A 10,632-nucleotide genomic window follows, 5' to 3' on the forward strand; every position below is an offset into this window, starting at 1 on the left:
CCCTGGCGGCGCTGCCCGCCATTCCCATGGTGGTGAGCCTGTCTCCCGGCTTTTTCAACCTCCCGCACGGCGTCAACATCCTTGAGCGCTATGCGCCGTTGGCACACTTGTTCGGCGCTTGCGGGGCCTTTCTGGGAGCGATGTCCTGGTGGCTCAGCGGGCGTCATCTGTGCTGACTACTTCCTGCAGGAGCCGGCATGCCGGCAAAGAAAGCTCACACGGCCTCGGCCTTGTCACTCACCTCAAGAAGCGATAGTTCCCATGCCCGCAAAAACGCCAACCCTTCGTACCGTGCAGCCTGAAGACTGGTTCGCCGCCTACTTCATCGGCGTCACGGCCCTGGCCACGCTCGTGGCCGTGCTGCTGATGCTGGGGATGCTGGCCGGTGCCGGCGCGTTGAACACGGACATCATTCTCCAGACGCTGTTCGTGGGCCTGCTGACCCTGGTGTTGAGCGGTGTGCTGATCGGCATTTTCACGGTCCTGCCCTGTGTGCTGTTCTTCTGGCTGGCCCAGCGCTTTGCCTGGCGCAATGTGCTGATCTATCTGTTCTGCGGTGCACTGGCGGCGATGCCGACCATTCCGCTGGTGATGAGCCTGGCCCCGTCGAGCTTCTACACCGACTCGCCGGATGATGAACCCGAGCCCGAAGGGCTGGCGCGCTACCTGCCGGTGGCGCCGCTGTTCGGCTGTTCTGGGGCCTTCCTCGGCGGCATCTTCTGGTGGCGCAGCGGGCGCCACCTGCGCCGATCAGTCCTCCCCGACACTCCACTCCCGTAGGAGCCGGCTCGCCGGCGAAGAGGCCCTGCGGCCCTGCGCCAGAGGTGGTGCCGCCTTCGCTGGCAAGCCAGCACCCAATCAGCGCCCACCCAGCCAGCGCCTACAAGGAGGCGATGGCCTGGGCGTCGCGGGCCACTACCACCTTGCCCGGCAGGCCGCCCTGCTCCACGCGCTCATGGGCCCGGCGCAGGCTGTCGGCGTTGAACGGGCTGAAGACTTCATTCAGGGTGCAGCGGATCAGCCCCTGGTCCAGCAGTTGCGCCAGCCGGTTGAGGATGCGGTGCTGCTCGATCATGTCCGGGGTCTGGAACAGGGCACGGGTGAACACCATCTCCCAGTGCAGGGACACGCTCTTGGCCTTGAGCGGCACCGCATCGAAGAAGTCGTGATCGTCAATCAGCGCGATATGGCCATGGGGCACGATGATCCGGGCCAGCTCGGCATAGTGCCGCTGGGTATGGGTCAGGGCGGCAATATGGGTCACGGGTGGCAGGTCCAGGGCCGCCAGTTGCTCCACCAGCGAACGGGAATGGTCCAGCACCTGATGGGCCCCCAGGTCCAGGCACCACTGGCGGCTGTCCGGCCGCGAAGCCGTGGCGATGACGGTCATTGCGGTCAGCCGGCGCGCCAGCTGGATCAGCACCGAGCCAACGCCACCGGCACCGCCGACAATCAACAGCGTGCCCTGTTCAGCGAGGTCGCCGGGCACCCGGCCCAGGCGCTCGAAGAGCAATTGCCAGGCGGTCAGCGAGGTCAGCGGCATGGCGGCCGCCTGGGCGAAGGACAGGCTGGCCGGCTTGTGCCCCACCAGGCGCTCGTCCACCCGGTGCAGCTCGGCATTGGCGCCATCGCGGGTGAAGGTGCCGGCATAGAACACCGCATCCCCAGGGGCGAACAGGGTCACCGCGCTACCCACCGCGCGGACCACGCCACTGGCGTCCCAGCCCAGGGTCCGCACCTCGTCGGGCACCGCCACCTGGCCGGCGCGGACCTTGGTATCCAGGGGGTTGACCGACACTGCCTCGACCGCCACCAGCAGGTCGTGGGGTTCCAGTGGCGGCGGGTCCAGTTGCACCTCGCAGAACGCGTGGGGGTCAGACAGGTGCGAGCCTTTGAGGTAGGCGATGGCCTTCATTGCAGAGCTTCCTTGGCGATTGAAAGCGCACACTTAAATCCCTCATGCCCTGCCCGCACAAGTAGGGTACTTTTGCGTACCAGCTACGCAAAAGGGTCGTCAGGCAATGAAACACAAACACTATCAGGACATTCCAGGCTGCCCGGTGGAGGTCACCCTGGACCTGATCGACGGCCGCTGGAAAGGCGTGGTCCTGCACCAGTTGCTGGCCAACGAGTTCCTGCGTTTCAACGAACTGCAACGGCGCCTGCCGGGGATCTCCCAACGTCTTTTGACCAAGCAGTTGCGGGACCTGGAAGCCACCGGCTTGGTGTCGCGCACGGTGTACGCCGAGGTGCCGCCGCGGGTGGAATACCGCCTGACCGACGAGGGGCAATCGCTGCAGCCGGTGATCGAGGCGCTGTCGGCCTGGGGCCGCGGGCGCATCAGCCGGCAACAGCAGGAAAGCGCCCTCACCTGATCCCTCACCAGAGCCCCCTATGCCCACCCACCCGGATGCTCCAGCAAGGTTCAAGGTCTACCAGGGCTCGACCCTGCTCGGTTGGTCGGCCCTGGAGTCGGCCGACCCGCCCATGGGTGTGGCCTTCGGCCAATTCATCGCCGCCCCGGCCTATGCCGGCCTCCAGCAGCAGGTTCGTGCACTGGCAGGAGCGAGCCAGAGCGGGCTGCACCTGGTAGTACACCACCTCGACCAACCCGTGCCTGCCCTGGGCGTGAGCATTCAGGACTACTCCGCCGAATGTGGCGCCGATGCCATCGAGATCACCGTGCTGGGCATCGCCTACCCCCTCTACGAACAGCTGTTCCCGCAAGCCGTGGCCGCCTACCAGCAGGCCATGGGCTAACCCGCGCACAGCCGGCGAACATCCGCACGTTTTACCCCTACTTGTTCACAATTCGTTAAGACTTGCCTACGTATACTTTCGGGCTTGCCCGCGGCCTTCCGGCTGCGCCCCTCGACCTGCCGGCGCACAACTCATGTCACGACCCGCTCCGCTGCTGTTTCTGCTGGCCTGCCTGCTGTTCTTCTTTGCCCTGGGCAACCACCAGTTGCAAGGTTCCACCGAAGCCCGGGTGGCCGGGATCGCCATGGAAATGCACCTGGACGATGACTGGGTCACACCGCGCCTGTTCGGCACGCCATTCCTGGAAAAACCGCCGCTGAGCCTGTGGCTCGATGCCGGGGCCATCCGCGCGTTCGGCGGCACGCCCCTGGCGGTGCGCCTGGCCTCGGCCTTCGCCGGGCTGTTCAGCGTGATGCTGCTGTACGCCATGCTGCGCCGCTTTGGCCGGCCGGCAGCCCTGGCGGCCATGGCCGGGCTGATGCTGGCGACCATGGCCAGTTACTGGAGCAACGTGCGCGGCGTGGGCGAGGATGCCCTGCTCAGCCTCGGGGTAACCCTGGCCCTGCTGGCGTTTTTCCAGGCCCATCGACGCCAGGCCGCGCAGCAGCCGGCGCTGCTCTCCTGGCTGGCGTTCGCCGGCGGGATCGCCATCGCCACCCTGAGCAAGGGCGTGCTCGGCCTGGCCATGCCCGGGGTGGTGATCTTCGCCTACCTGCTGGCCGACAGCCTGATCGACAAGCGCTTCACCTTCAGCCACTGGCTGCGCCCGGGCCTGCTGACCCTGCTGGGGCTGGTGCCGCTGATGATCTGGCTGTACATGCTCTACCAGCGCGGCGGCCTGCAGGCCCTGGGGGAAGTGCTGTGGACCAACAGCGTCGGGCGCTTCGACGGCTCCTTCGAGGAGGCCGGGCACTACGAGCCCTTCTACTACTACCTGGCCAAGCTGCCCCAGGCCTTCCTGCCGTGGAACATCCTGGTTTACCTGGGCCTGTGGCATTTCCGTAAAACCCTGGTGCAGAACCGCTACCTGCTGTTTTTCAGCCTCTGGCTACTGGCGCAGTTCGCCTTGCTGTGCCTGGCTTCGAGCAAGCGCACGGTGTACCTGATGTCCCTGACCCCGGCCGCGGCGGTGCTGGCGGCGGAATATGGCGCAGTGCTCTACCAGCGCCTGGCCAAGCGGGCCCCGGGCACGGGTTTCTGGAGTACCGTGGGGCGCCAGCGCAGGGGGTGCCTGATAGCGCTCATGGCCCTGGTGATCGGCGGCTATCTGGTCAACGCCCAATGGGCCGCGCCCAGGGCCGACCGCGAACTGTCGTTCGTTCCAGTGACCGACCGGATCATGGCGTTGCAGGATAGCGGGCACCAGCTGGCGCTGTACCAGGCCAACGAACGCATCGCCGGCGCCAGCGTGTTCTACACCCAGAGCCTGCTCAAGGACCTGCAGAACGAGGCGCAACTGCTGGCCTTCTTGCGCGAGTCACCGCAGCACATGGCGGTACTGGGTGGCGCCGAGGCGCCCAAGCCGCCGCTGCAGATCCAGCAGACCCTCATGGTGGGCCGCCAGGCCTACTACTTCGTCAACCTGGCGCCGGCCGGCTGAACGCAAAAAAAACGGCACCTGAATCAGGTGCCGTTTGCCCATCCCTGCCGCCCATGCCCCTTGAACCCTTTCCCGCTGATACCCGCCCGCCGCCCTTGAAACCATGACTCCTGCCCAACGACGGGCTTTCCCCGAAAAGGAGTCAGACATGAGCATCACCGTTATCAGTAGTACCCTGAGCCGGGCCGTTGCCCAGAAGGCCGGGTTGCGCCAGCAACTGGCGGCGCAAAACATCCTTGGGGTGGAAAACATCAACGACAACGCCATCGAGAACACCGTGGCCAAGGAACTGATCGCCAAGAGCAGCAAGGAAGGCCTGCGTCGGGACTACCTCGACGCCCGCTGAGCCTTGCCCCCGGCGATACCCTCGTTGCCGGGATCTTCCCTATGTTCGTGTCAGGCCCTTGCGGCCTGGAAAAGGAGATATTCCCATGTTGATTCTGCGTTCACTGATCCTCGGCCTGAGCCTGTTGGCCAGCGCTGCCCACGCCCTGGAAACCACCAATCTCCCACCCGCCACCCTCAAGGCCTACGCCGCCACCCTGAGCACCGCCGCCGGCAACAGCCAGTGGCAGCAGCTGTGGAAACGCTCTCGGGACCAGGGCGCGTTCACCCAACAGGGTGAACAACCGCGCTTCACCATCACCCAGGACAAACTGCCGGACATGGCTCGCAGCACCTTGATCAATGCCAGCAGCGTAACCCCGCAGAACACCACCCAGGCGCTGTACCGCTATGAGTTTTCCAACCCCATCGGCCAAGCCAAGGGCATTTCCCTCAAGGCCATGTGCCTGTTGGTGGACTGGCGCTCGCTGCCCAGCGGCACACAACCCGACGACACCAGCCACATGGGCAACGCCAGCCTGCTGCAAACCTACCCCTGCCCTTGAAACCGGCAAGCCGCCCAGGCCTTGAGCCTGGGCGGCGAGCACTTACGAGGTTAGCTGCGAGCCCAGCAGATCAGCCTCCTTGCGCCGGCGAGTGCCGTAGCTGTCGCCAAAGTTGCGCAGGTTGGCCAGGGCACTCTTCCAGTCGCGGGCCACCACCTGGGCCCAGAAGTTCGGTGTGCGACTGGCCAGGTTGCCGTACTGAAAGGCCACCGAGGCGATAACGGTCTGCATCGGTGCCGGCAGTTGGGCGAAGTCCACTCCGCTGGCCTGGGTGTAGTTCGCTGCCAGAAGATCGACGAAGGGCGCCTTGAATGCCTCGTCCACCAAAAGCGCCTCGTCACTGCTGATGTTCAAGGGCTGGCCGTCGAGAAACGCCTTGGCCTTGAGCCCCTTCAGCCCCAGGTAGGGGGTCAGTCGCCGGATCAGGTCCGCCGGCAGATTGAGCGCCTGCAGGTCCTCTACGTTCCGTTGCCCCAGATCGAAGCCTGTGCCCACCGTGACGCCACTCTTGCTCTTGTCCGGATCGGGCACATAACCGCGGGTAATGGCAGCTCCCTCCAGAGAGGCGATAAAACTGAAATCAATCGCGTAGCGTGACATGGATTTTTCCTCATCCAGTTTAGGAAAATCCAGTGCACCACCAGCGACCGATACAACATCAGAATGTAATAGTTCCCCTTAATAGGGGGGAAATTTCCCACTGAACAGAGGACGAGACACCTCCTTAGGATCAAACCAGCCTTATCCATAATTCCAAGGAGGTACCAAATGGACGTGAAAGACCTCGTACTCATCGATGTTCGCCAGCTCCCTCACTCGCTCCAGGCCCTCATCGACTGCATCGGACTGGAAAATGCCTACCGCCTGACCCGTGAATACGGCGGCCGCCCCAAGTACATCCCCAAGCACGCCGAACGTACCTCCCTGGCTTTGATCCTTCCGCCCGACGCCCTCAACGCGCTGATCGAGCGTTTCGCCGGCCTGGCCCTGGAGATCCCCAAGGCCGACCACTTCTGCCGGCAGATCCGCAACCAGCACATTCAACTGGAAAGCCTGGGCGGTATTTCCCGCAGTGTGCTGGCGGACAAGTACGGCCTGAGCCTGCGGCAGATCGGCAACATCCGCCGCCTGGATGCCAACACTCACCGGTAATCGATTCCTGCTGAATCGGCCTTCACGGCTTTCTTAACCTGCAAGGGCGCATTTCGCGCAACAAAGAACAAGGAGCTAGACCATGGCAGATATCGATAAGGGTCTGATTGGCGGCGTGATCGCCGCCCTGCCCCTGGACAAGATGATCACCGGTCCACTGATGGCGATGATTCAGGCGCAGGTCGCCGCGAGCAAAGCCTATGCGGACTTCCTGATGGGCGTGTGCATTCAGAACGGCCAGGCGGTTTCGGTGCAGTTCGACTATGACGAAACCCTGGTGGATGAGCAGGGGGTGTACAAGGGCACCGTGAAGAAGTCGATGCGCATCCCGTTGCTGGCGGCCATCAGTCACCCCAACATCACCATCGAGGAAGGCTCCATCGAGTTCGAGCTGACCATCAGCCAGATGGCCGAGGACACCAGCAGCACCGAAGCCTCCGGCAGTTTCGAGGCGAAGATGGGCTGGGGCCCGTTCAGCGTTTCGGTCAAGGGCGCGGCGAGCCACAAATCGACCCAGACCCGCAAGACCGACACCCGTGCCCGCTACGCCATCAGCACCAAGATCGTCCGCCAGGACCCACCGGAAGCCCTGATGCGGGTCATCGACTTCCTCACCGACGCAGCCACCAAGCCTGTGCGGCTGCCTAGCACTCAACCGACCGACACCGACAAGCTGCCGACCGCCAACGCGCTGAAAATGCCCGATGCCGCGGACGAGAAGAAAACCGGCACCGGCGGTTGATCCACACCGCGCCTTCGCCCCAGTAACCCGCCCCGCCTTCATGGCGGGGCACTTCAGCCACCGAACAAGGAGCGTGATCCATGGCGTTTTTTTCCCGCAGCAAGGAGCCCATGTCCGCCAGCGACCTGAGCCATATCACCCGCGGCATGCATCAGGCTGCAGCCGCCACCCACAACCTGATCGCCCAGCAGTACATCAAGTTGTTCGACCAGTTCTTCGACTACAACGTCGACGACCTGGGCACGCCGATGAAGGCCAAGATGGTCGAGGTGGCGCTCAACGAAGACCACATCATCAATGTGCCGCTGATTGCCCTGGTCTCGCCCAAGGGCCTGGCCCTGCACAAGATGACTGTCGACCTGTCGGTGCGCATGCAGGCCACCGAGCTGCAGAAGGCCAGCCACGACCTGGAGAACGGCGAGCTGCAGAGCGAGAAGTTTTTCGTCACCTTCGGCAGCGGCAAGCGTGACGGCCAGGAACGCGACCCGGACGAGGTACAGATCAGCATGGAGTTTCGCGACTGCCAGCCGCCGGAAGCGATCCAGCGCCTGATCGAGGAGTTCACCAACCTGATCAGCCCGCAGCGCATCAACGACGGCCCGCCAGCCACCCCGCCAGCGGCTGGCACGCCACCGGCCGAGCCGGACCTGCTGGCACCTTGAGCCGCTTCCTATGCCCCTGAAGGCCAGCCACACGGAGCGGCCGCCTGCGGTCAGGGCTTGAGGTTCACCGAGCGCCAGTCACTGGCCTCGATCAGGCCGAGCATCTTCGGCGCGCCATTGAGGGTATCGGTGGAGACGAACAGGGAAGCGCCGTACCCCAGGGTCGGGGTCGCCCGTTTCAGGTCCTGCTCCATCTGCGCCATGCATTCGCTGTGGGTCACCAGCACCAGGTTGCGCCCGGCGACCTTGTGCGCCATGACATCGCGCAACATGGTGTTCTTGCAGTTGAACAGCCAGCCATCGCCACTGCTGACCTTGCTGAACATGTAGCTCGCGGTCTGCGCGGTGCGCGTCAACGGGCTGTTGTAGATATCGGTACGCTCCAGGCCCAGGTGCTCGAACTGCGCGCCGAGCCCCACCGCCACCTCGCGGGCCCGGTCGGTAATGCCATCGGCCGGGCCCAGGCACGCGGCATTGGAGCGGTCGCAGCGCTCCATGTGGCGCACCAGCACAATCATTTCGCCCTTGTCCCAGGCGGCCGTCAGGGCCTGGAGCCCGGCCCCGTTGCCGTGGCTCAGGTCGGGCACCGAGGCCGGCCGGAGCAGGAACAGCCCCAGGGGAATCACCAGGCAGGCGCCCAGCAGCAGCGCCAGCAGGTTCTTGTAACGGACCAGGACGCGCCCCAGGAAGGGCCGCTTGCTCGCCGGCAACACCAGTCTTGTAGTCAATTCCCAGCCGCCCTTACGAGAATGTTCCGATGTGTTGAGCAGCGCACAGCAAGGCTACGAAAGCCTGATGACAATTGAACGCTGGCCGATGCCCGTGGCATCGACCGCCCAGACTCTAGGGCGCCGGGCGTGGGGCCCGAGTGAAATCAATGTGAAAAAAAGCTCAACGGACCGGCGACACATCCCGCAAAATAGCCGTCCATCGCCTAAAACATTGTCTTGGGACAATGCCGACGAAATCGTTTCAGCTATGGCACATCCCGCCGATACACCCCCTACAAAACACCTTGCTGGTCACCAACAACAACAATCTTCCAGCCAACTCAAGATCAAGAAGAGCTACGTTCCTGGAGGAATTCAATGAGTAGTTGGTTTGCCAACATCAGCGTCAACCTTAAGCTGGGCCTGGGTTTCGGCCTGGTCCTGGCCCTGACCACCATCCTTGCACTGACCGGCTGGACCAGCCTGGGCAGCCTGATCGACCGCAGCAACTGGATGAGCGACATCACCCAGCTCAACAGCGGCCTGACCAAGCTGCGGGTCACCCGCCTGCAGTACATGCTGGCCAACGGCGACGAAACCGCCGCCCAAGGCGTGCAGAACACCCTGGACGATTTCAGCGCCCAGCAGAAAAAACTCCTGGCCTCGTTCCAGAGCCCGGAAAACATCAAGCTCCTGCAAGGCCTGGGCGCAACCATCAGTGCCTATCAGGATTCGCTGAACAAGATGCGCAACGCCTACCGCAGCGGCGACGCTGCGCGCCTGGCGATGAACCAGAACGCCGAACGCGCCAATGACCTGATCAACGGGATCAACTCCTGGGTCAAGCAGTTGCCCCTGAGCGACGAGCGCTTTACGCAGTTCCAGGCCATCACCCAGGCCAAGGAAGCCTTCCAGCTGGCGCGCTATGAAGTGCGCGGCTACGTCACCACCAACAACCCGGACACCGAACAGAAAGCCGTCACCCAGCTCAACGCTGCGATTGCCGAAATGGATCAGCTCAAGTCCCATTTCAGCAGCACCCAGCGCGATGCCCTGCAACAGCTGGAAACCGCCCTGAGCGGCTACCGCAGCTCGCTGCAGGCCTTCAAGGTCGCCTTCAGCAACGCCGTAGAGGCGCGCAAGGAAATGACCGACCAGGGCGCCGACATCGTCAGCCGCAGCGACGCCCTGTACCAGATCCAGCTGGACCGCCGCGACATCGAGAGCGCTCAGGCCCGCAGCCTGCAGCTGATCAGCACCCTGCTGGCGCTGCTGGTCGGTGTACTGGCCGCCGTGATCATCACCCGGCAGATCACCCGCCCACTGCAGGAAACCCTGGCCGTGGTCGAGCGCATCGCCTCCGGCGACCTGACCGAGAACCTGCAGGTCACCCGCCGCGACGAACTGGGCGTGCTGCAACAAGGCATCGTGCGCATGGGCGTGACCCTGCGCGAGCTGATCAGCGGCATCCGCGACGGCGTGACCCAGATCGCCAGCGCCGCCGAAGAACTGTCCGCGGTGACCGAAGAAACCAGCGCCGGGGTCAACAGCCAGAAAGTCGAGACCGACCAGGTGGCCACCGCCATGCACGAGATGACCGCCACCGTGCAGGAAGTCGCGCGTAATGCCGAAGAAGCCTCCCAGGCCGCGGCCGCCGCCGACGGCGAAGCCCGCCAGGGCGACAAGGTGGTGGCCCAGGCCATCGAGCAGATCGAGCGCCTGGCCAGCGAAGTGGTGCGCTCCACCGACGCCATGACCGTGCTGCAACAGGAAAGCGACAAGATCGGCAGCGTCATGGACGTGATCAAGGCGGTGGCCGAACAGACCAACCTGCTGGCACTGAACGCCGCCATCGAAGCCGCCCGTGCCGGTGAAGCCGGGCGTGGTTTCGCCGTGGTCGCCGACGAAGTGCGGGCCCTGGCCCAGCGCACCCAGAAGTCCACCGAAGAGATCGAGGAACTGGTGGCCGGCCTGCAGAACGGTACCCAGCAAGTGGCTACCGTGATGAACAACAGCCGCAGCCTGACCGACAGCAGCGTCGAACTGACCCGCAAGGCCGGCGCCTCGCTGGAAAGCATCACCCGCACCGTGTCCAACATCCAATCGATGAACCAGC

14 protein-coding genes and 1 pseudogene are annotated in these 10,632 nt (G+C 64.2%); 12 read left to right on the plus strand and 3 right to left on the minus strand.

The features are described 5' to 3' along the window. The first annotated feature begins 261 nt into the window (after positions 1-261). Positions 262-780, plus strand: a complete 519-nt coding sequence (locus F6S12_RS26880; RefSeq protein ID WP_169893847.1) for a hypothetical protein — start codon at positions 262-264, stop codon at positions 778-780. Between the two features lie 100 nt (positions 781-880). On the opposite strand, the gene F6S12_RS26885 is transcribed toward F6S12_RS26880, so the two are convergent. Further along, positions 881-1,915 (minus strand): zinc-binding alcohol dehydrogenase family protein, encoded by a 1,035-nt coding sequence (locus tag F6S12_RS26885; RefSeq protein ID WP_015634076.1) that lies wholly within the window; start codon positions 1,913-1,915, stop codon positions 881-883. A 106-nt stretch (positions 1,916-2,021) separates the two neighbouring features. Here F6S12_RS26885 and F6S12_RS26890 point away from each other — a divergent pair, with 106 nt between their 5' ends. The 5 genes from F6S12_RS26890 to F6S12_RS26910 all read left to right on the plus strand — a co-directional run bounded on the left by F6S12_RS26890 (position 2,022) and on the right by F6S12_RS26910 (position 5,250). After that, entirely contained in the window at positions 2,022-2,375 is a 354-nt protein-coding gene (locus tag F6S12_RS26890) for a winged helix-turn-helix transcriptional regulator (RefSeq protein WP_152685932.1), read from the plus strand. A 19-nt stretch (positions 2,376-2,394) separates the two neighbouring features. Then, the gene (locus F6S12_RS26895) at positions 2,395-2,760 is read left to right on the plus strand and encodes a hypothetical protein (RefSeq protein ID WP_169893843.1); all 366 of its coding nucleotides are present in this window, start codon (positions 2,395-2,397) and stop codon (positions 2,758-2,760) included. 133 nt (positions 2,761-2,893) lie between these two features. Continuing rightward, complete coding sequence (locus F6S12_RS26900) at positions 2,894-4,360, plus strand: ArnT family glycosyltransferase (RefSeq protein WP_041751939.1); 1,467 nt, start codon at positions 2,894-2,896, stop codon at positions 4,358-4,360. A 148-nt stretch (positions 4,361-4,508) separates the two neighbouring features. Beyond that, a complete protein-coding gene (locus tag F6S12_RS26905; protein ID WP_053148968.1) occupies positions 4,509-4,706 on the plus strand; it encodes a hypothetical protein in 198 nt (65 codons plus the stop codon). An 85-nt stretch (positions 4,707-4,791) separates the two neighbouring features. Continuing rightward, positions 4,792-5,250 (plus strand): hypothetical protein, encoded by a 459-nt coding sequence (locus F6S12_RS26910; RefSeq protein WP_015634072.1) that lies wholly within the window; start codon positions 4,792-4,794, stop codon positions 5,248-5,250. A 42-nt stretch (positions 5,251-5,292) separates the two neighbouring features. On the opposite strand, the gene F6S12_RS26915 is transcribed toward F6S12_RS26910, so the two are convergent. Further along, on the minus strand, positions 5,293-5,850 hold the full coding sequence (locus F6S12_RS26915) for a pesticin C-terminus-like muramidase (protein ID WP_152685931.1): 558 nt from the start codon (positions 5,848-5,850) through the stop codon (positions 5,293-5,295). A gap of 168 nt (positions 5,851-6,018) precedes the next feature. On the opposite strand from F6S12_RS26915, the gene F6S12_RS26920 reads away from it, so the two are divergent. The 3 genes from F6S12_RS26920 (at position 6,019) to F6S12_RS26930 (ending at position 7,806) form a co-directional block, all read left to right on the plus strand. Further along, a complete protein-coding gene (locus tag F6S12_RS26920; RefSeq protein ID WP_011059146.1) occupies positions 6,019-6,402 on the plus strand; it encodes a hypothetical protein in 384 nt (127 codons plus the stop codon). 82 nt (positions 6,403-6,484) lie between these two features. Beyond that, on the plus strand, positions 6,485-7,144 hold the full coding sequence (locus F6S12_RS26925) for a DUF2589 domain-containing protein (RefSeq protein ID WP_011059145.1): 660 nt from the start codon (positions 6,485-6,487) through the stop codon (positions 7,142-7,144). Between the two features lie 80 nt (positions 7,145-7,224). Then, the gene (locus F6S12_RS26930; RefSeq protein WP_011059144.1) at positions 7,225-7,806 is read left to right on the plus strand and encodes a DUF2589 domain-containing protein; all 582 of its coding nucleotides are present in this window, start codon (positions 7,225-7,227) and stop codon (positions 7,804-7,806) included. 50 nt (positions 7,807-7,856) lie between these two features. On the opposite strand, the gene F6S12_RS26935 is transcribed toward F6S12_RS26930, so the two are convergent. After that, positions 7,857-8,534 carry a histidine phosphatase family protein gene (locus F6S12_RS26935; protein ID WP_011059143.1) on the minus strand — a complete coding sequence of 226 codons (678 nt, stop codon included), beginning with the start codon at positions 8,532-8,534 and terminating at the stop codon, positions 7,857-7,859. 67 nt (positions 8,535-8,601) lie between these two features. On the opposite strand from F6S12_RS26935, the gene F6S12_RS26940 reads away from it, so the two are divergent. The 3 genes and pseudogenes from F6S12_RS26940 to F6S12_RS33940 all read left to right on the plus strand — a co-directional run. Beyond that, on the plus strand, positions 8,602-8,898 hold the full coding sequence (locus F6S12_RS26940) for a hypothetical protein (RefSeq protein ID WP_134532545.1): 297 nt from the start codon (positions 8,602-8,604) through the stop codon (positions 8,896-8,898). 131 nt (positions 8,899-9,029) lie between these two features. Next, positions 9,030-9,908, plus strand: a pseudogene (locus tag F6S12_RS33935) (methyl-accepting chemotaxis protein); the annotation flags it as partial. Positions 9,909-10,109: 201 nt separating this feature from the next. Beyond that, a partial coding sequence (locus tag F6S12_RS33940; RefSeq protein ID WP_409999854.1) for a methyl-accepting chemotaxis protein occupies positions 10,110-10,632 on the plus strand: 523 nt, incomplete at its 3' end.

Source organism: Pseudomonas sp. JV245A, assembly GCF_032424515.1.
GTDB classification, from domain to species: Bacteria; Pseudomonadota; Gammaproteobacteria; order Pseudomonadales; family Pseudomonadaceae; genus Aquipseudomonas; species Aquipseudomonas protegens.